Annotated in this window: 23 protein-coding genes and 1 rRNA gene; 18 read left to right on the forward strand and 6 right to left on the reverse strand. The window is 64.1% G+C overall.

Annotated elements, in window-relative coordinates:
- Nucleotides 1–94 (forward strand): 5S ribosomal RNA (rrf, locus tag CH294_RS17560); the annotation flags it as partial.
- Nucleotides 95–274: 180 nt separating this feature from the next.
- Nucleotides 275–895 (forward strand): DUF6188 family protein, encoded by a 621-nt coding sequence (locus tag CH294_RS17565; RefSeq protein ID WP_212709809.1) that lies wholly within the window; start codon nucleotides 275–277, stop codon nucleotides 893–895.
- Here CH294_RS17565 and CH294_RS17570 read toward each other — a convergent pair.
- Nucleotides 874–1,623 (reverse strand): DUF2071 domain-containing protein, encoded by a 750-nt coding sequence (locus tag CH294_RS17570; protein WP_249305356.1) that lies wholly within the window; start codon nucleotides 1,621–1,623, stop codon nucleotides 874–876. The genes CH294_RS17565 and CH294_RS17570 overlap by 22 nt on opposite strands.
- 23 nt (nucleotides 1,624–1,646) lie before the next feature.
- Nucleotides 1,647–2,315 (reverse strand): SIMPL domain-containing protein, encoded by a 669-nt coding sequence (locus CH294_RS17575; protein ID WP_094738658.1) that lies wholly within the window; start codon nucleotides 2,313–2,315, stop codon nucleotides 1,647–1,649.
- An 87-nt stretch (nucleotides 2,316–2,402) separates the two neighbouring features.
- Between CH294_RS17575 and CH294_RS17580 the strand changes: the two genes are divergently transcribed.
- Nucleotides 2,403–3,395: a 2-oxoglutarate and iron-dependent oxygenase domain-containing protein gene (locus tag CH294_RS17580; RefSeq protein ID WP_094738659.1), complete on the forward strand. Its 993-nt coding sequence runs from the start codon at nucleotides 2,403–2,405 to the stop codon at nucleotides 3,393–3,395.
- Here CH294_RS17580 and CH294_RS17585 read toward each other — a convergent pair.
- Nucleotides 3,389–3,817 (reverse strand): DoxX family membrane protein, encoded by a 429-nt coding sequence (locus tag CH294_RS17585; protein ID WP_032402959.1) that lies wholly within the window; start codon nucleotides 3,815–3,817, stop codon nucleotides 3,389–3,391. The two genes, CH294_RS17580 and CH294_RS17585, sit on opposite strands and share 7 nt — an antisense overlap.
- Before the next feature lie 34 nt (nucleotides 3,818–3,851).
- Between CH294_RS17585 and CH294_RS17590 the strand changes: the two genes are divergently transcribed.
- The gene (locus tag CH294_RS17590; protein ID WP_094609815.1) at nucleotides 3,852–4,919 is read left to right on the forward strand and encodes a DNA polymerase IV; all 1,068 of its coding nucleotides are present in this window, start codon (nucleotides 3,852–3,854) and stop codon (nucleotides 4,917–4,919) included.
- On the opposite strand, the gene CH294_RS17595 is transcribed toward CH294_RS17590, so the two are convergent.
- Both CH294_RS17595 and CH294_RS17600 read right to left on the reverse strand, forming a co-directional pair.
- Nucleotides 4,920–5,624, reverse strand: a complete 705-nt coding sequence (locus CH294_RS17595; protein ID WP_094738660.1) for a tellurium resistance protein — start codon at nucleotides 5,622–5,624, stop codon at nucleotides 4,920–4,922. It abuts the gene before it with no gap.
- 197 nt (nucleotides 5,625–5,821) lie between these two features.
- Nucleotides 5,822–7,573 carry a pyruvate dehydrogenase gene (locus tag CH294_RS17600; protein ID WP_094738661.1) on the reverse strand — a complete coding sequence of 584 codons (1,752 nt, stop codon included), beginning with the start codon at nucleotides 7,571–7,573 and terminating at the stop codon, nucleotides 5,822–5,824.
- 285 nt (nucleotides 7,574–7,858) lie between these two features.
- Between CH294_RS17600 and CH294_RS17605 the strand changes: the two genes are divergently transcribed.
- The 4 genes from CH294_RS17605 to CH294_RS17620 are packed head-to-tail and all read left to right on the forward strand — an operon-like array spanning nucleotide 7,859 to nucleotide 12,065.
- Nucleotides 7,859–8,596 carry a GntR family transcriptional regulator gene (locus CH294_RS17605; RefSeq protein WP_165430224.1) on the forward strand — a complete coding sequence of 246 codons (738 nt, stop codon included), beginning with the start codon at nucleotides 7,859–7,861 and terminating at the stop codon, nucleotides 8,594–8,596.
- 35 nt (nucleotides 8,597–8,631) lie between these two features.
- Complete coding sequence (locus CH294_RS17610; RefSeq protein ID WP_094738663.1) at nucleotides 8,632–9,633, forward strand: ADP-ribosylglycohydrolase family protein; 1,002 nt, start codon at nucleotides 8,632–8,634, stop codon at nucleotides 9,631–9,633.
- Between the two features lie 30 nt (nucleotides 9,634–9,663).
- Nucleotides 9,664–11,130, forward strand: a complete 1,467-nt coding sequence (locus CH294_RS17615; RefSeq protein WP_032402932.1) for a cytosine permease — start codon at nucleotides 9,664–9,666, stop codon at nucleotides 11,128–11,130.
- On the forward strand, nucleotides 11,127–12,065 hold the full coding sequence (locus CH294_RS17620; protein WP_037148526.1) for a PfkB family carbohydrate kinase: 939 nt from the start codon (nucleotides 11,127–11,129) through the stop codon (nucleotides 12,063–12,065). Before CH294_RS17615 ends, CH294_RS17620 begins: the two co-directional genes overlap by 4 nt.
- Here CH294_RS17620 and CH294_RS17625 read toward each other — a convergent pair.
- Nucleotides 12,021–13,091 carry a LacI family DNA-binding transcriptional regulator gene (locus CH294_RS17625; protein WP_094738664.1) on the reverse strand — a complete coding sequence of 357 codons (1,071 nt, stop codon included), beginning with the start codon at nucleotides 13,089–13,091 and terminating at the stop codon, nucleotides 12,021–12,023. The two genes, CH294_RS17620 and CH294_RS17625, sit on opposite strands and share 45 nt — an antisense overlap.
- Before the next feature lie 112 nt (nucleotides 13,092–13,203).
- Between CH294_RS17625 and CH294_RS17630 the strand changes: the two genes are divergently transcribed.
- The 10 genes from CH294_RS17630 (at nucleotide 13,204) to CH294_RS17675 (ending at nucleotide 23,954) form a co-directional block, all read left to right on the forward strand.
- Nucleotides 13,204–14,238 (forward strand): formamidase, encoded by a 1,035-nt coding sequence (locus CH294_RS17630; RefSeq protein ID WP_094738665.1) that lies wholly within the window; start codon nucleotides 13,204–13,206, stop codon nucleotides 14,236–14,238.
- A gap of 159 nt (nucleotides 14,239–14,397) precedes the next feature.
- A complete protein-coding gene (locus tag CH294_RS17635; protein WP_052058148.1) occupies nucleotides 14,398–15,030 on the forward strand; it encodes a flavin reductase family protein in 633 nt (210 codons plus the stop codon).
- Nucleotides 15,027–15,920, forward strand: a complete 894-nt coding sequence (locus CH294_RS17640) for a carbon-nitrogen hydrolase family protein (protein WP_052077594.1) — start codon at nucleotides 15,027–15,029, stop codon at nucleotides 15,918–15,920. Before CH294_RS17635 ends, CH294_RS17640 begins: the two co-directional genes overlap by 4 nt.
- A complete protein-coding gene (locus CH294_RS17645) occupies nucleotides 15,898–16,929 on the forward strand; it encodes a hypothetical protein (protein WP_032402929.1) in 1,032 nt (343 codons plus the stop codon). Before CH294_RS17640 ends, CH294_RS17645 begins: the two co-directional genes overlap by 23 nt.
- A gap of 1 nt (nucleotide 16,930) precedes the next feature.
- Nucleotides 16,931–18,190 carry an FAD-dependent monooxygenase gene (locus CH294_RS17650; protein ID WP_037148522.1) on the forward strand — a complete coding sequence of 420 codons (1,260 nt, stop codon included), beginning with the start codon at nucleotides 16,931–16,933 and terminating at the stop codon, nucleotides 18,188–18,190.
- A complete protein-coding gene (locus CH294_RS17655) occupies nucleotides 18,187–19,617 on the forward strand; it encodes an MFS transporter (RefSeq protein ID WP_230592455.1) in 1,431 nt (476 codons plus the stop codon). Before CH294_RS17650 ends, CH294_RS17655 begins: the two co-directional genes overlap by 4 nt.
- Nucleotides 19,617–20,468 carry an FAD binding domain-containing protein gene (locus CH294_RS17660; RefSeq protein ID WP_094738666.1) on the forward strand — a complete coding sequence of 284 codons (852 nt, stop codon included), beginning with the start codon at nucleotides 19,617–19,619 and terminating at the stop codon, nucleotides 20,466–20,468. Before CH294_RS17655 ends, CH294_RS17660 begins: the two co-directional genes overlap by 1 nt.
- A complete protein-coding gene (locus CH294_RS17665) occupies nucleotides 20,465–22,831 on the forward strand; it encodes a xanthine dehydrogenase family protein molybdopterin-binding subunit (protein ID WP_094738667.1) in 2,367 nt (788 codons plus the stop codon). Before CH294_RS17660 ends, CH294_RS17665 begins: the two co-directional genes overlap by 4 nt.
- A complete protein-coding gene (locus tag CH294_RS17670) occupies nucleotides 22,828–23,331 on the forward strand; it encodes a (2Fe-2S)-binding protein (protein ID WP_094619576.1) in 504 nt (167 codons plus the stop codon). The genes CH294_RS17665 and CH294_RS17670 overlap by 4 nt, the downstream gene beginning before the upstream one ends.
- Nucleotides 23,328–23,954, forward strand: a complete 627-nt coding sequence (locus tag CH294_RS17675; RefSeq protein WP_032402924.1) for an SRPBCC family protein — start codon at nucleotides 23,328–23,330, stop codon at nucleotides 23,952–23,954. The genes CH294_RS17670 and CH294_RS17675 overlap by 4 nt, the downstream gene beginning before the upstream one ends.
- Nucleotides 23,955–23,957: the final 3 nt, after the last annotated feature.

Raw genomic sequence — 23,957 nt, forward strand, 5'->3', positions numbered from 1 at the left:
AACGCCCGGTCCCATTCCGAACCCGGAAGCTAAGCCCTCCAGCGCCGATGGTACTGCACTCGACAGGGTGTGGGAGAGTAGGACACCGCCGAACACAACATTCCGTAATGCCCCCGACCTCACGGTCGGGGGCATTACGCATTTCGAAACCACCACCCCCACAACCGAACCCGTGCGCACCGATCGCGACATCGACGACTCTCCAGCCCGACTCCTCGGGTCTGCCGTGCTCGGTTGTGTACCGGGACTCGGTTCTGTGGCACAGTCGAAGTCGATGAAACTCGCCGTCGATCAGCACCGTGTCAGCAGAATTCTGCTCGATTTCGATCTGACCATCGAATTCGACGATGGAGCCACCGTTTCCTTCAGCGAAGTGGTGATCGATGACCTCACGGTCGACGAAGACAATCAGTTCGAAGGTTTACGGGCCTTCGCGGCCTTGCACGGTCTCCTGTGCTCGGACGTCGACTACGACCGATCGGGCGTGCTGCGAATGGCGTTCGCCGGCGGGCACACAGTGGTGGCTCGTCCCCGCGACGAAGTCGAATCCTGGGAGTATTGCGCCGCAGACGGGTCCACCGTCCTGTGCGGACCGGATGGAGCCGTCGAGTCGTGGCCGGCCCCGGAGCACCCCAGTACGGAGGGGCCGACCGTCGAAGGTCTCCCGTCCATCGGAGCCACTGTGGTTCGGTTGTCGACGGGTGACGAGCCGGCTGTCGAATTCTCGGACGGCACAAAGCTGTTGTTCGACCTTCCGCTCGATTCCGGCTATCTCGTCTTGCGGGAGAGCGTCACGTCGAGCTCGAGCTCCGAAGAAGGCGACGAGGCCCACGGCGATTGGGTAGTCGAGCTGTCCTCGGGACACGTGATCTTCTATCGGCCGCGAACCGCGTAGGGCTTTCCGAACTGGGTTTCGACTCCCGGTGAATACAGCACCGAGTCCGGCGGTCGTGTGCTGACGCCGGGCAGGCCTGCCGCAGCAACGAGTTCGTCGGAGCAGTGGGTCAGTTCGGCATCGACCAGGTTCCAGTGTCGGTGCACGTTCGGTACGTACAGCAGCCGGCCGGCCAGCGAGGTGTGCAACCCCCAGCGCGCGGTGAGGAACACGGCCAGTGAGTTCTCGGACATATCGCGTGTTCCTCGGACGATTCCGAAATCGGTCGTGGCACCACGATGCGGGGGAGCGAGCCGCTTGCTGCGGTAGCCGATCGTGGTGGTGTCGTCGTCGATGTCGATCGATGCCCAGCGATACGGAATGCGGGCGACGTTGGTGCCCAACACGACTGCTAGTCGGGAAGCCTCCAGCGATCTGAACACGACGCCGCGTCGACCCTCTGCGTCGACGGAGTAGAGCCGGACGTTGATCTCCCCGAACGTACCGAAGTACGGAACCGGGTGCCGATATCCGAGTCCGGCACCGACCATGTGAAAGCCGATCAGGCCGACCCAGGTCGAACCGTCGAACTCGTCCGGTTCACATCCTTCGGGAAGCAGCGGGGCGACGGCCGAACTCGGGACTTGCCAATGCAAGAAGACCAGCCGTTCCCAGCGCTGACCCATCAGGATCGGACGAGGCAACAGCGGTGGCCGCGGCCAGAGGCGTCGGGCATCGTCTCGATTCATGGTTCGAGCGTATGCGCGCGGAGTCAGGTAGCGGTGAATCGGGCGTGCACGCTCGCAACGATCGTGATGTTCTCGGGTTTGAGCGCGAACCCGGCCGGGGCCGACTTCGCGGCGAACATGCGAGGCGAGGCGTCGGGGCCGCCGTGCTCGGCGGTCCCCGGCAGCAGACCTGGATCGGCTATCGCGACGGCGTGCACGCTCGCTCTCCCCAGGCTCGACGCGTAAGCCTCGGCCTTGGCCACCGCGTCCTGAACGGCGAGTTCGCGTACTGCCAGCGTGTGCGAGATCCGGCTCGATTCGGTCAGGTCCCAATCGAAGTGATCGATCGACACACCCTCGAGCGCAGAGGCTGCGTAGACGAAGGCATCGACGAGGTCGAGCTGGCTGAACTGTACTTCCACCGACGCCTCCGCCTGGTAGACGTACGGCAGCTGCTCGCCGTCGTGGTTGAACGGCCGGTTCCGCGAGTGCCGCACCTGATCGACGGACCATCGATCGATGGGGCCGCCGTCGCTGCTGTAGAGCGGCTCGACAAGACGCGTCAGCTCGCGGACGAGTTGTTGGGCCGGCTCGGACGCCGACTCCGCCGTTCGTCCGTCGGCACGGACGGTCAGCGACAGCGTGCACTGCTCGGGCGGATAGGTGGCTGCGCCGTGACCGACGACTGTGATGTCGAGTGCTCCATGGCTCATGGCGTCCAGTGTGGCATTCGCGCATGGATATTCACGGAACCTCAACAGTGCTGGCCGACGCGTCAGGTGGGGAGGACAATCGCGAGCATGCTTCCTGTTCTCGATCTTGCTTCGGCCGAAAAGGACCCCTCCGCGTTCGAGCGGGCACTACGCGAGGCCGCCCATCGGTCGGGCTTCTTCTACCTTGTCGGGCACGGGATCGAGACCGAGCGAATGCACGACGTGCTGCGTCTGGCACGGGAGTTCTTTGCTGTGTCGGACGATGTCAAAGACGAGATCAGTCAGCTGAAGAGCCCTCATTTCCGCGGCTATTCGCGGGTGGGCGGAGAGCTGACCAACGGCCGAGTGGATTGGCGGGAGCAGATCGACATCGGGCCCGAACGGCCGGCACTCGATGGGGCCGAGGGGTACTGGAACCTTCAGGGTCCTAATCTGTGGCCGTCACAGCCCCCCGGATTCAGAGAGACGTTCGAGGACTGGGAACGCACGGTGTCCGGTCTCGGACTTCGTCTTCTACGGCATTGGGCGCAATCCCTCGGAGCCCCCGAGAATGTGTTCGACGAGGCTTTCGCCACCGCACCCGCGACCCTGATGAAGGTCGTGCGCTACCCGGGCACGCCTGACCACTCGCAGGGCGTCGGCGCACACAAGGATTCCGGAGTGCTGACGCTGCTCCTCGTCGAACCGGATTCGTCCGGACTGCAGGTGGAGACGACTCCCGATACGTGGATCGATGTGCCGCCGTTGGCCGGGGCATTCATCGTCAACATCGGCGAATTGTTGGAAGTGGCGACCGGTGGTTACCTCCGGGCCACGCGGCACCGGGTGGTCGCACCCGGCCCCGGCACCGACCGAGTGTCGGTGCCGCATTTCCTGAGCCCGGCGCTCGATGCCGTCGTACCGGTCATCGAACTGCCTGCCGAATTGGCGCAGCATTCACGGGGAGTCGAGAACGACCCCGACAACCCCATCTACAGCACCTACGGCGAGAACGCATGGAAGTCCCGCACACGAGCACACCCCGACGTGGCGCAGTTGCACCACGGCATTGTTCCGGCCGGGCAGCGGTCCGCCTACTGACTCCGGCTGCGCCCGTGTCGTGACAGTCGATACTGCGCCCATGCCCCGGTGCACCACAGCGCCCACAGGATCAACAGTGGCTGGAACAGCAATCGGATTCCTCGTGCCGTGTCGGAGTCGAGGCCGAACGCGTCGGTGTGCGTGACGAACTGTGAAATGTTGCCGGGGAACACCGCGACGAAGAAGGCCGCGACCACCCAGCCGACGAGCGGTGCGCGAGCAGTCCAGAACAGCAGTGCCAGCCCGAGCACGATCTCGACGACCCCCGAAGCCAGCACAACGAAGTCGGTGCTCAGTGGCACCCACCCGGGCACCTGGGCTGCGAACGTACTGCGTGCCCAGAACAGGTGGCTCAGGCCGGCGAAGACGAGGAACGCCCCGAGTACGACCCGGCCGATGGTGCGAGATATCGATTTGGTCATTGCGCCATGAGACACCACGGGCACACTGGGCACCATGACCGGGAGCACCCCAACCGACCCAGGGCGTCGCCGATGGGTACTGCACGTCGACCTCGACCAGTTCATCGCTGCCGTCGAAGTGCTGCGCAACCCCGATCTGGTAGGCAAAGCCGTGGTGGTCGGCGGTAGGGGAGATCCCACCGAGCGCGGTGTGGTCTCGACGGCGTCGTACGAGGCGAGGGCCAAGGGTGTCGGTTCCGGGATGCCGCTGCGCATTGCCGCGAAGAAGATCCCCGACGCGGTCTTTCTCCCGGTCGACAAACCGGCATACGACGAGGCGTCGGCGATGGTGATGGACACGCTGCGGACGTTGGGTGTCGTAGTCGAGGTGATCGGCTGGGACGAAGCATTTCTCGGTGTCGAGACCGATGACCCGGAGCGCTTCGCCAAGACAGTGCACGACGCGGTGTTCGACGCGACAGGGTTGCATTGCTCGGTCGGCATCGGAGACAACAAGTTACGAGCCAAGATCGCCACCGACTTCGACAAACCGCAGGGCATCTACCGCCTGACACAGAGCAATTGGTTCGAGGTGATGGGTGAGCGTGGTACCGACGCGCTGTGGGGGATCGGCAAGAAGATCTCGAAGAGGCTGACCGCACTGGGCATCTCGACCGTTCGTGAATTGGCCGATGCCGACGATGCGGACCTGGCTGCGGCGTTCGGACCGAAGATCGGCCCCTGGCTCGGTACGAAGGGGCGGGGTATCGATCTCGCGCCGGTCACGTCCGAGCCGTGGGTAGCGCGATCACACAGTCGCGAAGTCACGTTCCAGACCAACGTCGCCGATTGGGCCGTGATTCGGCAAGAGGTCGCGGCTCTGACGTCGAAAGTGTTGGCAGACATCGAAGCCGAGAACCGGCCGGCCGTGCGAGCGGCACTGAAGATACGCTACGCACCGTTCGAGACGCATACCGTCAGCGCGCCGATCGCCGGAGCGCCGACCTTCGATCCGGAGATTCTGACCTCGGCTGCAGTGGCCCTCGTCGATCGCCTCGACCACAATCGAGAGGTTCGACTGATCGGCGTCCGGCTGGAAATGACTCCGCCGCAACCTCTCTGACTACTTGCGCCCCGCCGCCCAGCGCAGTCCCCAACCGTACTTCTTGTCCAGGTCGGCCTGGCTACCCTGGATGTACTCGACCTCACGGGTGACCGTGATTCCGGCAGACGTGTTCTCCAACAATGCGATCGAGCAGATCCGCGCAGAGTTCTCGGCCGAGTCGAGTCGTACCTCCACCTGCGGTCCGCTGGTGGGGTACAGCGTCACCACTCCGTCGACGGCCGCCCAGTTCGGTGCGCCGTCGTAGATCATCGCGAAGATCAGGATGCGGGCGAACTTCTCGGGGTGGGCGAGATTGATGTGCATGTTCTCGCCGCCGCTGACCGAACCGGAACGGTCGTCGCCGTCGAGAGCGATGAACGGCGCATCCTGCAGCGAACCGAAGCTGTTGCCGAGCGCCTGTACGACGCCTTTGGAGCCGTCGCGCAATTCGTAGAGGCACCCGAGGTCGAGATCGACTCCGCCCGAACCGTACGACGCGGCAGCCAGCTTGGCCAGGAAGCCCTTCTTCTTCGGCTGTGCAGCGGGTGCGCCGGTGGACCAGTTCAGGTTGACCCGCATCGAACCCTGCTTCTCGCCGGACTTGGTGAGGCTGATCGTCGGCGACGCCTTGGACAGCGTCACTTTGCTCAGACTGACGGGAGCACCGGCCTGCGACGCCGAGGATTGCCCGGTCGAGGGCTTGCGGGTGTAGTCGATGGCCATGGTGGTGCCTTCCGAACGGTCGATTCCCGGATCGTGATGTCCGGTTTGGGCGGTCCGTCGAGAATAGCCGCAAACCTGGCGATCGACGCTCGGTGTCGGCCGGACGTCGACCGGTGGATCGAGGCACCTGCGACAGAACTCGGCGCTACGAGCGAGACCTCGCGGGTAACCCGTCGCGCCGATGTCGAGAGGTGCGACTACGGCCGGGGCACGTTGCGCAGATTCGACTTCGCCATTCGAACCGCCTCGCCGACGCCGCCGTTGAGGACGACCTTGCTCATCGCGAGTGCAAACCCCTTGATCTGCTCCCCGGTGATGGTCGGCGGAACGGACAGCGCGAGCGGATCGGTGATCAACTGGACCAGTGCCGGGCCGTCGACCGCAAAAGCAGCTTCGAGCGCGCCGCGGATGTCCTCGGGCTTCTCGACGCGTTGCGCGTGAAGACCCGCTGCGGCGGCGATGCCCGTGTAGTCGACCTGGGGCACGTCGACGCCGAAGTCGGGTAGGCCGTCGACGAGCATCTCGGCCTTGACCATGCCGAGCGTCGAATTGTCGAACAGCACGATCTTGACGGGCAGCTTGTACATCGCGACTGTGAGGAGTTCGGAGAGCAGCATCGAGAAGCCGCCGTCGCCGGAGATCGAGACAACCTGGCGGCCCGGGTTGGCGAACTGCGCTCCGATGGCGTGTGGCAACGCGTTGGCCATGGATCCGTGCAGCATCGACGCGACGAAAGCTCTTCTGCCGGTTGGGTTGATGTAGCGCGCGGTCCACACGTTGCACATGCCGGTGTCGGTGGTGAACACTGCGTCGTCGGCAGCAAGGTCGTCGAGAACCGATGCGGCGTACTCGGGGTGGATCGGAACGAGCTTCTCGGCGTTGCGGGTGTACGCGCCGACGGTCTTCCCCATCAGGTCGTTGTGCTTGTCGACCCACTTCTCCACGTAGCGGCGGTCGGTCTTGCGAGTGACCAATGGCTGCAACGCATTCAAGGTTGCCCGAACATCACCGTGGATCGGGTACTGCACCGAGGTTCGACGTCCCAGCTTGGTGGGATCGATGTCGATCTGCGCGGTCGTGACGTCCTCGGGAAGGAACTGCTGATACGGAAAGTCGGTGCCGAGCAGGATGAGCAGATCGGCGTCGTGGATCCCGGCATGCGCAGCTCCGTACCCGAGCAGCCCCGTCATGCCGACGTCGTATGGGTTGTCGTACTGGATGAACTCCTTGCCGCGCAACGAATGTCCGACGGGAGCGCCGATGGTGTCGGCGAATGCGACCACCTCGTCATGGGCACCCTTGACGCCGTAACCGGCGAAGATGGCAACTTTCTCGGCGTTGTTGATGGCGTCGGCCAGTGTCTGGATGTCCGCCGCGGGCGGTGTGACGATCGGTGCCGAGGGAATGGCGATGGGGTCCATCGTTCCGGCGGCCGACAGCTCAGCGATATCGCCCGGGAGCGTCAGAACAGACACCCCGCCCCCGGTGATGGCGGCATTGATCGCCGCACGGAACACCCGAGGTGCCTGCTCCGCGGTGGAGATGAACTCGTTGTAGAGCGAGCATTCGCCGAAGAGTCGATCGGGGTGTGTCTCCTGGAAGTAGCCCGAGCCGATCTCACTGCTGGGAATGTGCGACGCGATCGCCAGAACCGGTGCGCCGGAACGGTGTGCGTCGAACAGGCCGTTGATCAGATGCAAGTTGCCCGGGCCGCACGAACCCGCACACACGGCCAGCGCGCCGGTGGTTTGCGCGTCGGCGGAAGCAGCGAACGCAGCGGCCTCCTCGTGGCGTACATGAATCCAGTCGATGCCGCCCTTGGCCGATCCGCCGGTGCGACGCACTGCGTCGACCACAGGATTGAGACTGTCGCCGACGATGCCGTAGATGCGTTGTACGCCGGCGTCGACGAGTCCTCGAACGAGCTGATCGGCCACTGTGGTGGGCATGTGAAATTCTCCTCGGATGTAGTGGCGCGTTCGGATCGATGTGCCTCACGTGCGCCAGTTCGACGCCTTCCCTGTGCCGAGGGCGTATCAAACATAGAAGTGCAGCACGATCGGTACCGCAAGAGGAAAGACCAGGTAGAGGCCCGACGCGATCTCCGTCACGTGGCGATATTCCGGCCAGCACCCATCGAAGACTGGGGATGTCCCGACATGTCGTCCGCTGGAGAGTTCGGCAAAAATGAACAGGCTCTGTACAGGTTCACTTTTGCGATGTACGGTACTGACATGACCGAGCCCGCTATGACCCAGCGCACATCGGAGCGTGCGCGGCACAAGCGTCACCAGGTGCTCGCCTCGCTCAAGAACACCATCGAGTCCGGCGACATCCCCTCCGGCTCGTTCCTGCCAGGAGAGAACGAACTTGCCCGCGAGTTCTCGGTCAGCCGCGGAACCATTCGTTCTGCGCTCAGTGCATTGGAAGATCAGAAGCTGATCGAAAAACGCAGCGGCATAGGATCGCTCGTCACCTTCGACGGCCATCAGATCGAGACCGCAGACGGTTGGGCTCGGGCGCTGTCGTCTGCCGGTGTCGAGATGCACACTCGCACTCTCCGCATCGAGCGCATCGTGGACCCGGAACTGGCTGCCGAGGCCGGAACTCCAACTCTGAACTTCGTTGCCGTCGATCGAGTGCGACACGTGGTCGATGGGCGTCCGGTGTCGTTGGAGCGCAGCCGTATTCCGGCACTGGGAACGCTCGCGGACCTGCCAGAGAACGGATTGGCGGGGGACTCACTGACGGCAACCTTGAGGTCCGCGGGGCTCGTGGCGGCCAGTGGCGAGCAGTGGGTGTCGGTGGTTCCGGTGGACTCGGCCGACGCGGCAGTTCTCGAAGTGCCGGTAGGCACTCCCTACCTGCACAGCATCCGGGTCAGTCGGGACGCATCGGGTCGATTCGTCGAAAAAGTCGTCAGTCTCCTTGCACCCGATCGCTTTCGGCTCCATCTCACCTTCAACTCCTGATCCATCTCATCGCCTCACCGGCAAGGATTGTGTACATGTCTACTTCGCGTGATCGCGCCCTCGGGGCCTTCTACGGACTGGCGCTGGGCGATGCCCTGGGAATGCCGACGCAATCGATGCGCCGGGAGGACATCGTCGAGGATTACGGACAGTTGCGCGGATTCGTCGACGCCGGTCCCCGTCAGCTCATCGCGCACGGTATGTCGGCAGGCTCGATCACCGACGATACCGAGCAAGCGATCATGCTGGCGCAGTTGATCGTCGACGGTAACGGTGTGGTCGATCCCTCGGCTTTCGCCCGCGCCTTGATCGCATGGGAGTCCGAGATGTCCGCGCGCGGATCGCTGGATCTGCTGGGACCGTCCACCAAGCGAGCCGTGGAACGAATACTCGACGGCTCGGACCCGAACGAGGCGGGCAAGTTCGGCAGCACCAACGGTGCTGCCATGCGAATCACACCCGCGGCAATTGCGGCATCGTTGGACGGCGGTATCGTGCCATTCGTCGACGCTATCTACAGTTGCAGCTTCGTCACCCACAACACCTCTCTCGGAATAGCCTCCGCCGCAGCGGTTGCCGGTGCCATCAGCGCCGGGATCGCAGGTGCGGATTTGCATGAGGCGGTCGACATCGGTGTCGCCGCCGCCACCGAGGGGGCCACCCGTGGATATTGGGTCGCCGGCGGAAACATCGCAGCCCGTATTCGTTGGGCAGTCGAGCTGGTCGGTAACTCCGCCGACGTGCACATCACGGACACAGTGGCAGACGTCATCGGCACGTCCGTCGCGTCACAGGAATCAGTGGTAGCGGCCTTCGCTTTGGCCGTTGCGTACGACGACCCGTGGGACGTCGTACTGGCAGCCGCCACCATCGGCGGCGACACCGACACCATCGCAGCGATAGCAGGTGCTGTCCGCGGTGCCGTCGGTGGCCTGGCAGCGTGGCCCGGCGAAGCGATACGAACGGTAACCGACGTGAACACGCTCGATCTGGAGCCCATCGTCGATCGACTGCTCGCTCTCCGTAACACGAACTGACACAGTTCGACTCACCCTTGGAGCACAACCATGACCTCATCCGCTTCCACGTCTGCATCGGACACGACAGTCGACGTATTGTCGCTGGAAACTCGGGGGATCGAGCCCGTTCCGGACGACGAGCGCAACGGTAACCCGCTGCAGTTGTTCTGGGTGTGGTTCGCCGCGAACATCTCCATTCTCGGTCTACCGCTCGGGGCAACCCTGGTGGTCTTCACCGGTCTGAACATCTGGCAAGCATTGATTGTCGCGCTGGTGGGCGCGGCGGGTTCGTTCGCCATCGTCGGAATCGTGTCGATTGCCGGCAAACGTGGCGGGGCACCCAGTCTCACGTTGTCGCGGGCAACCTTCGGGGTGCGCGGAAACATCGGACCCACTCTGGTCTCACTGATGTCGCGACTCGGCTGGGAAACCGTCAACACCACGACCGCGGCATTTGTGCTGCTGTCGATCTTCACACTGATCTTCGGTGGATCCGGCGTCGCGAAGGATCATGCCGTCGTCACGATCGTCTCCATCGTCGTCTTCATCGTGCTGACACTCGTGGTCAGCGGTCTGGGGCATGCGGCGATCCTCGTCATTCAACGCTGGTCGACGTGGATCTTCGGTGCGCTGAACATCTTCGTCGCGATCTTCCTGATCGCCACCGTCGACTGGACTGCAGTGACCAGTACTCCAGCCGGATCCATCAGCGCGATGGTCATCGGGGTCGGAACCATCGCTGCCGGAACAGGTATCGGCTGGGCGAATGCCGGAGCCGACATGTCGCGATATCAGCGAAAGAGTGTGGGAGCCGGCTCGTTGGTGCTCTCCAGCGCGGCCGGAGCCGGAATTCCTCTCGTTCTGCTGATCGGACTCGGCGCGCTGTTGTCGGCAGGCGACAACAGCCTTGCGTCCGCATCGGATCCGGTTGCGGCAATCCGAGAAATTCTGCCTGCTTGGATGGCGGTTCCGTATCTGATCACCGCATTCGGCGGATTGCTGTTGTCCAACCATCTTTCGGTGTATTCGGCCAGTCTCACGACGTTGACCCTCGGTTTTCGGATCAAGCGGGTCTATGCGGTCGGAGTCGACGTGTTCGTCACGTTCGTCGGCGCCATCTACTTCATGCTGATCTCCGACGGTTTCTACGGCCCGTTCATCACGTTCATCTCGGTTCTCGCGGTTCCGCTCACCGCGTGGCTCGGAGTGTTCATGTCCGACATGATCAAACGAAAGACGTACGACGCGGCATCGATCATGAACGTGGGCAACACCAGTCGCTACTGGTACACCGGCGGAGTCAACTGGTACGCCTTCGCGAGCTGGGCGGCGGGAATCGTGGTGGGCTTCCTGTTCACGGCGATCACGGTGGACGGCGACGTGATCTACACCGGACCGCTGTCCGGCAGCTGGATCGGTGACAACGGACTCGGCTGGGTGGCGTCGTTCGTGATCGCCGCCGGGCTCTATCTCGTCACCGGTGGAGCGCGGCGAACCGAGACGGTTTCTCGGTGACTCCGCGATTGATCCACACCGGTCAAGTGATCGTCGACGTGGTGATGGCCGTACCCGAAGTGCCGGTTCCGGGAGGTGACGTCGTGGCGACGTCACTGAACGAGACCGCGGGCGGTGGGCTCAATGTGATGGTCGCCGCGATCCGTGACGACCTGCCGGTGATCTTCGCCGGCAGATACGGGTCCGGCCACTACGGTTCGATCGTCCGTGAAGCTCTGTCTTCCAGCGGGGCCGTCGTCGTCAATAGCGTTCCGGCTGATCAGGACTCGGGATTCTGCATCGCGCTCGTCGATGCGAACACCGAGCGCACGTTCGTGACCTACCCGGGGGCCGAGGCGGAACTGAGCATCGGAGATCTCGAGGCGGCAGGGGTACGGAGTGCGGACTTGGTGTACGTCACCGGCTACGGGTTGGCGCACGAGAGCAACGCCGCGGCACTGACCGCGTGGCTACCGACGCTTCCCGCGGACGTCACGGTGCTGTTCGATCCGTCCCCATTGATCGCCACGCTGAACCGCGACGTGGTGGACGCCGTTCTCGCCCGTGCCGACATCGTGAGCGTGAATCTACGCGAGGGCATGCTCATGACGGATGAGGTCGATATCGACTCCATCGCGGCCGAATTGGTGACGAGGGTGCGGCCCGATGCGGCGGTGGTACTCCGTACCGGTCCGGACGGTTGTCGAATCGCGGGCGGTGGACGAACATCGCAATCGGTTCCGGGGTTCGAGGTGCAGGCGGTGGACTCGAACGGTGCGGGCGATGCTCACGCCGGGGTGTTGTTGGCGGGACTCTCCCGTGGGCTCGGTCTGTACGACGCGGCGCTGCGGGCCAATGCTGCTGCAGCACTTGCGGTCACCGAGCGAGGACCGGCGACGGCTCCACCTCGGTCACGTACCGACGCGTTGATCCGCGGGCGGCCTCTCGACGGGTGAGAGGCGAGTCCGTCCCGGAACCGTCGAGTCGCGCACGACGAGCGTCGGTGTCAACGCCATCGAGGACACCGGAAGTCCATGGGTGACCGCCAGCAGCATTTCTGCTGCGCGCGTCCCGATTTCGCGGTGTGGGCTGTGAATCGTCGTCAGCGGAACGGTCAACTCGCTGCAGATCGAGATGTCGTTGTAGCCGACGACGGCTACGTCGCGTCCTGGCTGCAGCCCCGACTCACGCAGCACGCCGAGCACTCCGATGGCGCTGAAATCGTTGGTCGCGAAGATGGCCGTCGGGGGAGTCGGCAGCGCCAGAAGGGCGCTCGCCCCGCGCCTTCCGGCATCGGGATCGAACCCCTCTTCCCGAACGTACTCGTCCGGGACGTCGATGCCCGCGTCGTGCAGAGCTGCGCGGCAGCCATCGAGCCGGTCGATTCCAGTGCTGGCCCAGGCCGGACCCGACACGATGCCCACGCGAGTGTGGCCGAGTCGGGCGAGGTGTTCGCCGGCCAGATAGCCGCCGCGATGGTCGTCGCACGTCACCGACGCCATCCCGGGGTATCGGCGGCTGATGAGGACGAATTTGATCCCCCGACGATCGAGGTTCTCGAGGTTCTCACTGTCGAGGCGGGCGTCTCCGAAGATCAGTCCGTCGACGTTGCGGCCGAGGAGAAGGTCTATTCGTCGCCGCTGCTGCACCGGATCGTCGTGGGTGTTCGCGACGAACGTCTCGTAGCCTGCCCGGTTGGCCGTTTCCTCGATGGCGTCGTACATCGCGGAGAGAACCACATCCGTCAGTCGTGGCACCAGGACGCCGAAGGCGGTGGATTTCTTCGTGGTCAGACTCGCCGCGTTGGGATTGGGCACGTAGTCCATCTCGCGGGCCAGCTCGAACAGTCGCAGATCTCCGGCACTGGCGCCGGCCGGGTCGAGCGCGACGCGGCGCAGCGCTCGGGAGACGGTCGAGACATGCACTCCCGCAGCAGCCGCGACCGTTTTGAGCGTGACGCTCCCCGAACTGGTGCTGTCCACTGGCGGTTCCCCTCGATCATCCGTCGGACCTGCCCCGACCACTGCTGGCACCTAAGCTAGCACCGTGCGCAATCGCTTGCGCAATAAGTTGCCCCCGAGGAACGGACTTCTGATGACAGGTTTGGGTGGTCTCAATCCATCGCCGACGTCTCTCACTCTCGGCTTGGTGCAGCAGCAGGTTCCGCTGATCACCAGCATGGCCGATGTGGACGAGACGACCGATCGTGTGTGCAGGCAACTGTGTGAGGCGAAGGCCGGGTTCGCAGCGCTCGACCTCGTTGTGTTCCCGGAGTATTCGTTGCACGGCCTGCGGAAGTCCTCGTGGGCGTCCGACGAGGTGATGTGCGACATGGACGGTCCGCAGGTGGAGCGATTGCGTGCGGCGTGCCGCGAGTCGCAGGTCTGGGGGTGCTTCAGCATCATGGAACGCAACCCCGGCGGAGCACCGTTCAACTCCGGAATCATCGTCGACGATCAGGGTGAGATAGCCCTGTACGTTCGCAAACTTCATCCCTGGACGCCCAAGGAGCCCTGGGAGCCGGGCGACATCGGCCTACCGGTCTGCGCGGGACCGAAGGGTTCGGTGCTGTCGCTGTTGATCTGTCATGACGGGATGTTCCCCGAGATGGCGCGGGAGGCGAGCTACCGCGGTGCCAATGTGCTGCTGCGCACGGCCGGGTACAAGTTCCCGCTTCGGCAGTCTTGGCGTATCACCAACGAGGCCAATGCATTCCACAACCTGGCGTACACGGCCTCGGTCTGTTTGGCCGGGGAGGACGGCAACGGTATTCCGTCCATGGGTGAGGCGATGGTGTGCGACTTCGAGGGCACGATCGTCGAGCGCGGCGACTCCACCCCCGATCGGGTGGTGACGGTGTCGATCGAACCGGCTCGCGCCGACGCTGCTCGGCGGGAGTGGGGCGTGGAGAACAACATCTATCAGCTCGGACACCGCGGGTACACGGCGTTGGCCGGTGGCGCGCAGGACTGCCCGTACACCTTCGTCCGTGATCTGGCGGCCGGAACCTATCGAGTGCCGTGGGAAGACGAGGTTCGCATCGTGGACGGGACGTCGGAGGGGTACGGGCCCCCGCGTCGGCCCGGCAGTGCAGCCGATTCTGCGCGAGCCGGTCTGCGCGGAGAGTAAGGCGGAGGTTACGCGGCCGGTGCCCGTGTAACAGTGCCATTAATTGGTCCTCGATTTGTTGGCCAATGCTCGACATCGAGCGTGAAACCCCTCTATCGTCAGAGCAACGCAATCGGTTGCACGACCGGTTGCAACGCAATCGAAAGAAGGCTCGTGTCGATGACTTCCCAGGTAGGCGACTCTCTGGAGCTCACGGACCGCACCCGCCACGACATCGATTCGATGTCCTCGGGGGATGTGTACAAACTCCTGTCCTGTGCGGTGCAGCCACGCCCGATCGCCTGGATCTCCACGGTGTCCAGCACCGGCGTTCGCAACCTGGCACCGTTCAGCTTCTTCAACGTCGCCTCACGGAACCCGGCCACCCTGATGATCTCCATCGGTGAGCGCATCGGCTTTCCAGGCGAATTCAAGGACACGTTGGTCAACATTCGCGACACCGGCGAATTCGTCGTCAACATCCCGTCGGCGGAGACTGTGAACGCGGTGACCGCAAGTTTCGCGACAGTGGACGCGGACGTCGACGAGTTCGAGCTCTCGCACATGACGGCCGTTCCATCGGTGTCTGTCTCGGCTCCGTCGGTGCTCGAATCCCTGGTCTCTCTCGAATGCCGGACGCTCCAGGAAATCGCACTCGGTTCCGACACTCTCGTGCTCGGGACCGTCACGACGGTGACCAGCAGACCGGGCTTGCTCACCGACGATCTGCACGTCGACACGCTCGAACACCGATTCCTCGGCAGGTTGGCCGGCCCGTTCTACACAACCGACATGAATCGAGTGGCGCAATGACCACCTCGGCGCATCTGCGCGGCGTCGACACTCGGCGGGTGGTCGATACGTTCGATATCGCTGTGGTGCAAACCAGTTCGCGAACCGGTGCCTGGCAGCAGAATATCGACGCGGTGAGCTCGGAAGTTCGTGTTCTCGCCGCTGGTGGCTCCAAGGTGATCGTGCTGCCCGAACTGTTCGCCAGTGGTTACGATCTCGGCAGCATCGACGCGATGGCCGAGTCGGTGCCCGGCCGCACATCGATCGCGCTCGGCGAACTCGCCGCCGAGACCGATACGGTTCTGGTGACGGCAATGGTGTTCCGCGATTCCGAGGGAGTCGTCTTCGACAGCTCACTCGTCGTGGGTCCGGACGGTCTGCTTGCCCTGGGACACAAGCGGTTTCTGTGGGACCGTGAGAACACGGTGTTCACCCCGGGTGCGCAGAGCGGTCTGCTGGTCGACACCCCGTTCGGATCCATCGGCGTCGTGATCTGTTACGAGGCAGGGTTTCCCGAGACCGTCCGCGATCTGGTGCAGCGAGGAGCCGATATCATCGCCGTGCCGTCGGCCTTCGGTCACGTCCGCCTGCACGTGTGGAAGCTGCTCACACGATCACGCGCACTCGAGAACGGTGTTGTCGTGGCCGCAGCGGGGCTCACCGGGCAGACCGGCGACGGACCGCGGTTCGCCGGACACAGCGTCATTGTCGGGCCGCAGGGCCGCACCATCGTCGAGATGGCCGAGACCGTCGGATCGGTCTCGGCGACGGTCTCCAGACGCGAACTGCAAGACGCACGCGACGAAGTGCCCTATCTGAAAGATCTTGCCCGACTGGGCGGTATCACCGAGACACGAACGACCGAGAACGATCACGAGAGGAACCGAGATGTTCGATCTGCGATCAGCTGATCTGTTGCGCGCCTTCACCCGTCAGCTCGAGCTGTGCAAAGTTCAGCCCGGAGAACAGGTGGTGATTCTCGCGGAACCGTCGAGCCGTGGTGACTACATCTCGGCTGCTTTCGGAGCGGCCCAGAGCCTGGGCGCACAGGTACTCGCGGCCACCGTCCCGGGCGGCAGCCCCGCACCGATGCCCAGCACCCACACCGGTGCGGGCCCCGGCCTTGTCTCGGTCATGAACAGTTCGGTGGCTCAGGACATGCTCAAGGGTGCAGACCTGGTGGTAGACCTCACCAGTGAGGGCTTCATCCATGCGCCCATTCAGCAGGAAATTCTGGCTGCCGGCACACGCATCATCTTCGTCTGCGACGCCCCGGACGTGTTGATCCGGAACATGCCGCAGGACGGCGACAAGGAACGGGTCCAGGCAGGGGTGGATCTGATCCGCAGCGGCTCGACCATGCGCATCACCAACGACGCAGGCACCGATCTGACCGTTCAGCTGAGCAATTCGCAGCCCGAGTTCCAGGTGGGCTTCGCCGACGACAAGGGCCGCTGGGATCACTGGCCGTCCACCATGGTGTTGTGTTGGCCGGAGATCTCGAATGGAAAGATCGTGCTCTCCGAGGGCGATATCTTGTTGCCGTTCAAGGAATACGTCCGGGACGAGACGACGCTGACGGTCACCAACGGCCACATCGACGAGGTGACCGGCGGCGGTGAAGCTGCATTGCTCAACATGTTCTTCGCGGACTCGAACGACAAGTGGGCGCGCTACCTGTCTCACATGGGCTGGGGGCTGATGAAGACCGGCGACTGGTTCGCTGCGGCGATGTACGGCAAGGACGACATCATGGGTATGGACGCCCGAGCGTTCGCCGGCAGCTTCCTGTGGTCCACCGGCCCGCATCCCGTACTCGGCCGAGACTCCTACGCGCACCTGGACATCGGAATGCGCGCCTGCACCGTATCGATCGACGGCATCGATGTCGTCACCGAGGGTCGATTGGTGGAGAGCTGACATGGCACCGATCGAAGTGGTGATCGCGGGCGGCGGTTTGGGTGGGCTGACTGCGGCGCTTTCTCTGCGGCACAGGGGCATCCAGGTGACGGTGCTCGAAGCCGCAGCCGAATTGGGCGAGGTGGGTGCAGGAATTCAGACCGCTCCCAACGCCAGCCGGATCCTCATCGCACTCGGGATGCGTGACAAGCTGGAAGCGATCAAGACCGAGCCGATGGACCAGGTGCGCAGGCGGTGGGAGAACGGCAAAGTCATTGCGCTCACCGCCCTCGGCGAGTACTGCAAGAAGACATTCAATGCGCCGTACTGGCACTACCACCGCGCAGACCTGCATTCGGCCATTCATGCGCAGTGCCTCGACCCCGACGGCCCGGGCCCGATGGTGGTGTTCGAGACCGACGCGAAGGTCGTCGAGGTCGATCGAACGAATCCGACGCGGCCCGTCGCGGTGACCGGAACCGGAAGACGCTACGAATCGGACCTGCTCATCGGAGCCGACGGTATTCGTTCGACCGTGCGCGATCTGATCGGTCTTCCCGATACTCTCGTCTTCTCCGGTGAAATGGCCTATCGCGCCTTGATTCCGGGTGATCGCATCGTCAAGGACCCGGCCACCCGCTGGCTCGTCGACCGATACCAGAGCACCATCTGGTATGGACCCGACCGACACCTGGTGCATTACATGATCCGTAACGGTGAGTACCTCAATGTCGTTGCGCTGGCCCCGTGTACCGACGAGGTTCGCGACGGCGGGCCGCGGCTCGTCGGGCCCGAGGAGCTGATGGGGACGTTCCCGGACTGGGACGACCGCGCCCACGCAATGTTGTCGAAGGCCGACGAGAACGTGCTGTGCCAGGCGCTCTACTACCGCAGGCCTGACCCGCGTTGGACCGACGGCCGCGTCGCGCTGCTGGGCGATGCCTGCCACGCCATGCTGCCGTACCAGGCGCAAGGTGCGTCGCAGGCCATGGAGGACGCCGCCGTGCTGGCCGAGGAACTCGCGAAGGTGACCTCGAGCGGAATCGACGACGCGTTGGCGCGCTACGTCTTTCGCCGGGCCCGACACGCGCGGATGGTGCAGGACGCGAGCCTCCAGAACAAGACTTTCTACCACATACCCGATGGACCCGAGCAGCAGAAGCGGGACGCGACACTGGCGTCGTTCGATGGGGAGTCCGACATCTCGTACGACTGGCTGTGGAGCGGTACTCCGCTCGACGACAGCGACGACGAGAAATTCCATTACTCGTTCGTCCGATGACGACCTCGGACCACAACACCGCGCCGGAGGCTGCGATGAAGACTGGTGATCAGGTAGTACAGGAGCTCCCCTGGAAATGGGGTGTGCAGGGCAAGATCTTCATCATCGGCGGGCTGGGCTACATGTTCGACGCCTGGGATGTGGCGCTGAACGGATTCTTGACTCCGCTGCTCGGCAGCTATTGGGACCTCTCCCAGGCCGAGCGCGGGCTCGTCGCCACCGGCAACCTGATCGGCATGGCCGTCGGTGCCGTCGTGTGGGGAACGATCGCCGACCGAGTCGGGCGTAAGCGCGCATTCTCGTTGACGCTGTTGATCTTTGCGCTGTTCTCGGTCCTCGGCGCTTTCGCGCCGAGCTTCGAGATCTTCATCATCCTGCGGTTCCTGGCCGGGTTCGGTCTCGGCGGCTGCATCCCGGTGGACTACGCGTTGGTCAGCGAATTCTCACCACGCCGCATTCGCGGCAAAATTCTGTCCGCGATGGATGTCTGGTGGCCCATCGGTGCCACCATCTGCGGCGTCGTCGCCACGCTTCTCGTCCCGATCGACGGAGACGTTCGTTGGCGCTACATGCTGCTGTTCATGGTTTTGCCAGCGCTGCTGCTGTTCTGGGTTCGACGCGGCATCCCCGAGTCGCCGATCTACCTCGCCAAGGTCGGACGTGAGGTCGAGGCCCGCGCCGTCATCGACGACATGGTCACCCGCACCGGATCCGAGGCCGTCGACTACGTCATCGTCGCCGATACGGCACCGAAGGGGCCGGGTGGCATGAAAGCGGCTCTGACACAGCTGAAATCGGTCTGGCGTTACAGCCCACGCATCACCGCCGCGGCCTGGATGCTGTTCGTGTCGATCATGCTGCTCTACTACGCAGCGCTCAGCTGGATGCCGTCCATCCTCCGGGCCGAGGGCTACGGAGAATTTGCAGCCTTCGCCGGTACGACGCTCATGACCGGCGTCGGCATCGTCGGCGTGCTCACGTCCGCGTTCATCGTCGAGATATTCGGCCGCAAGTGGGTCATCGGGTTGTCGGGTCCTGTCGCCGGCAGTGCGTTGGTCATGTTCGCTGTCATGCTCGACATCCAGTCTGCGGCGCTGATCTGGCTGGGCATCTTCGGATTCGTCATCCAGCTGACCATCCCGGTGCTGTACTGCTACGTCTCCGAGTTGTACCCCACCAACATTCGCGCCTCGGGATTCGGCTACGCATCCTCGGTCAGTCGGGTGGCCACTGGATTCGCTCCTCTCCTGTTCGGTTCGGTCATGTGGCCGATCCTGGGTCTTCCGTTGACCTTCGGCATCGTCACCGCGTTCGTGTTGTTCGCGGTGATCTGGATGGCCTACTTCGCACCGGAGACCAAGGGGCGCGAACTCGACACCCTCGTCGACGAACCCGCCGACGTCGTCGCAGGCGAGGCTCGGGTCTGATGAAGCCCGCACAGTTCGACTACCACCGGGCGCGCGATGTCTCGGGTGCAGTGCGGCTGCTGGCCGAGCTGGGCGAGGACGCGAAGATCATCGCCGGAGGCCAGTCCCTGGTCGCCATGATGAACTTCCGCCTCGCCCGGCCCGGACATCTGGTCGACGTGGGTGGGTTGAACACTCTGAGCTACATCAAGCGCGAATCCGACGGCCTGCACATCGGAGCGCTCACCACCCACCACGACGTCGAATCCGGCGATGTGGGAACAGACTTCGCTGTTCTTCGCGAGGCCATGCGGTGGGTGGGGCACTATCCGATCCGTACACGCGGCACCGTCGGGGGCAGCATCGCTCATGCGGACGCCACCGCGGAATGGTGCTTGCTCGCCATCCTGCTCGACGCCCGCATCGTCGTAGAGAGCGTGCGGGGGCGGCGAACCGTCGAGGCAAACTCGTTCTTCTTCGGGTACTACTCCACCGATCTCGCGTTCGACGAGATGATCGTCGAGATCGTGTTCCCGAACCCGGCACCACACGCTGCGGTGACCGAGTATGCCGAGCGACAGGGTGATTTTGCGATCGTGGGCGCGGCCGTATCCCTCGATCTGGACGGTGTGGCCGTGGTGGGTGGACGCGTCGCTCTCGCGGGAGTGGGCGCGACTCCCGTCCGATCGTCCGCAGGCGAGGCCGTTCTGGCCGCCGGTGGAACGTTCGGCGACTGTGCGGACGCCGCAGCCGAGGCACTGGAATTGGAGGACGAGGGCATGGTCACCGCCGAGTATCGACGCACCCTGGTGCGCACCTTGGTGGCCGAAGCCTGCAGCGACGCACTGGTATCGCAGGGGGTGCCCACATGAGCGTCGATCAGGTTCTCACACCCAAGTTCGTCGGCACCTCGGTCGCACGCCGCGAGGACCCTCGATTGCTCACCGGCCGCGGCAGATTCGTCGACGACATCGCGATGCCGGGCATGCTGCACGCCCAGTTCGTGCGCAGCACCGTGGCGGCCGGCCACATCACGGGTCTCGATGTCGGTGATGTCACCGGGGTCGAGGGGGTACACCGCGTCTTCACCGCGGCGGACTTGGACCTGCGGCCGATTCGAGCGGAACTATCCCGTCCGCTCAGCGAATTCGTGCCCACCGACATGCCCGTCCTGGCGCACGACGTCGTACGTTACGTCGGTGAGCCGCTGGCCATCGTCGTCGCCGCCGATGCGTACAGCGTCGAGGACGGACTCGAAGCAGCCCGGGTGTCCTACCGGACCGTCGCCGCCGTCACCTCCGCAGATCAGGCCATGTCCGAGGGCGTGCCCCTGGTTCACGATTCGGTTCCGAACAACACCGTCGTGGACGTGCAGATGTTCGCCACCGAGGGCATCGACGAGATCTTTCACGACGCGCACACCGTGGTGTCCGTGCAGTCCAGAACGGGGCGTCAGAACGCACTGCCGCTCGAGACCCGCGGATGCATCGCGTACTGGGACGACCGCGACGAGCAGTTGATCATCTACATCTGCACGCAGGTCCCGCACCAGGTTCGCACCGTCACCGCACAGTGCCTCGGTCTCGACGAACGCCAGGTTCGGGTCGTCGTGCCCGACATGGGCGGCGGGTTCGGACAGAAGTGCGTCGTCGGCCGTGAGGAGATCGCCGTCGCGGCAGCTGCATTGAAGCTCCGTCGTCCCGTCAAGTGGATCGAGGATCGCAAGGACGCACTGACGGCATCGTTCCTGGCACGCGAGCAGCAGTACGACGTGCGGGCCGCGTTCGATTCCGAGGGGCACATTCTCGGCCTCGACGCCGATGTCGTGTGCGACATGGGTGCGTACTCGTGTTACCCCTTCACCGCGGGCATCGAGCCGCTCATGGCCTCGGCCGAAATGCCGGGGGTGTATCAGGTTCCGGCATATCGGGTGCGGGGCCGTTCCGTGTTCAGCAACAAGGCACCGACCGCGCCGTACCGAGGGGTGTCCCGGCCGCAGTACGTCATGGTGATGGAGCGACTGTACGAGCGAGCAGCCCGCGAATTGGCTCTCGACGCAGTGGATATCAGGCGTCGCAACGTCATCACCGCCTTCCCGTACACCGGCGTCAACAACATCACCTACGACCCGGGCTCGTACCTCGAGGCGCTGAACCTGTGCGAGCAGACGCTGCGCGACGGCGGTTGGTACGACCTTCAGGAGCGCGCTACCGCCGACGGCCGACACATCGGCATCGGGTACTCGTGCTTCAGCGAGCGGACGGGCTACGGCAGCAGCGCCTTTGCGGCCCGCAAGATGAACGTGGTCCCGGGATTCGACATCTCGGAGGTCAGGATGGACACCTCCGGCACCGTTGTCGTGACGACCGGAACGATGAGCCACGGCCAGAGCCACGAGACCACCATGGCTCAGATCGTGGCCGACCGACTGGGAATCACGGTCGATCAGGTCAAGATCGTGCAGGGCGACACCGACCGGATCACCTACGGCTTCGGATCGTTCGCCTCTCGCTCGATCACCATCGGCGGCAGTGCGGTGGCGCTGGCGTCGACCAAATTGGGAGACAAGCTGTGTGAGATCGCCGCGCACCTGCTGGAGACTCGCGACGACAACGTCGAGCTGGCCTCGGGGCGGGTGCGTCAGCGTGACGACCACTCGAAGTACGTCACCTACCGGGACATCGCCGACGTCGCGTATCTGAAGGCGCAGTTGCTGCCCAAGGGGGTCGAGCCGGGGTTGTCCGCGACGGCGAGTTTCGACGTGTTCAACGACGGCACGTTCTCCAACGCCACCCACGGCGTCGTCGTCGAATTGCACGAGGGCACCGGACAAGTGGAGATCCTGAAGTACGTCTGTGTCGAGGACTGCGGAGTCGCGATCAATCCGAAGATCGTCGAGGGCCAGTGCCGCGGCGGGATCGCGCAGGGTATCGCAGGTGCGTTGTTCGAGCAGGTGTCGTACGACGAGAATGGAAACCCGCTGTGCGCCAGCTTCATCGACTACAAGGTGCCGACGGCGTGCGAGATTCCCGACATCGAGATCCATCACCTCGAAACTCCCTGCCTGTTCACCGAATCCGGAGCCAAAGGGGCAGGTGAGGGTGGAACGATCGGCGCACCGGCCGCGGTCCTCAATGCAGTCAACGACGGATTACGTTCCACCGGAGTGGAACTGAACGACACACCGATCACTCCCGTCGCAGTACAGGCGGCACTGGCGAAGGGAAGGCCATGAGCAACAAGCAACTGATCGAACTGACCGTCAACGGTATCGAGCACGAAGTGATCAGCGAACCACGCCGCACCCTGGTCGACGTGCTACGGCACGACCTGCAGCTGACCGGAACTCACGTGGGTTGCGAGCACGGCGTGTGCGGTGCCTGCACCGTTCTGATCGACGGCAAACCGGCTCGCGCCTGCCTGACCTTCGCGGCGCAGGTCGAGAGTTCGGAGATCCGGACCGTCGAATCACTCGGCCGGGACGGCGAATTGAGTGACCTGCAGCAGGCATTCGCAGACCACCACGGCCTGCAGTGCGGATTCTGCACGCCTGGATTTCTGATGTTGGCCGAGGGCTATCTCGCCGAGCATCCGGACGCCACCAAGGAGGAGATCCGCGAGGTGGTCGCCTCGAACTACTGCCGCTGCACCGGATACCAGACCATCGTCGAGGCCATCGACTCGTGCGCCGAACAGCGCCGCTGCGTCGGCTGTGTGAACGGAGTTTCCCAGTGATACTGACCAATACCCTCGAGATCGACGCATCGGCCGATGACGTCTTTCGGCTGATCAACGACGTCGAGAAGGTGGCGACCTGTGTGCCGGGTGCCGCCATCACCGGCAAGGACGGCGAGACTTTTCTCGGCGGAGTCAAAGTGAAGGTCGGGCCGATCAGCGCCTCGTACGCCGGCACCATTCGGTTCCTCGACGTCGACGCCGAGACCCGCACGCTCTCACTCGAAGCCAAGGGCGCGGACTCGCACGGAAACGGCGATGCCGAGGCTCAGGTGGATCTGTCGGTCGAGGCGATCGGCGACCGCTCGCGGTTGACGTTGAACACCGATCTGGTTATCAGCGGAAAGATCGTCTCGTTCGGCAAGGGCGCGATCGTCGCGGTCTCGAACAAGGTGCTGCAGCAGTTCGCCGTCAATCTCGGTGCGCTGCTCGGTGGTTCGGCTACGGCCGATCCAAACACGCCCACAGCGGTGAGGACTGCTGTTGCGAGCCCGATGGGCGGCGAATTGAACGCGATGAGCCTGATGCCCGAACCGGTGCGCAAGTACGCACCGATCGCGGGCATCTTCCTCGCCGGAATGGTCGAGGGCTGGCTGGTGTCTAGGGCCTTCGGGCGTCGGTAGAGA

The sequence above is a fragment of the Rhodococcus sp. 14-2483-1-1 genome, from assembly GCF_002259335.1.
In the GTDB taxonomy this organism is placed as follows: domain Bacteria; phylum Actinomycetota; class Actinomycetes; order Mycobacteriales; family Mycobacteriaceae; genus Rhodococcoides.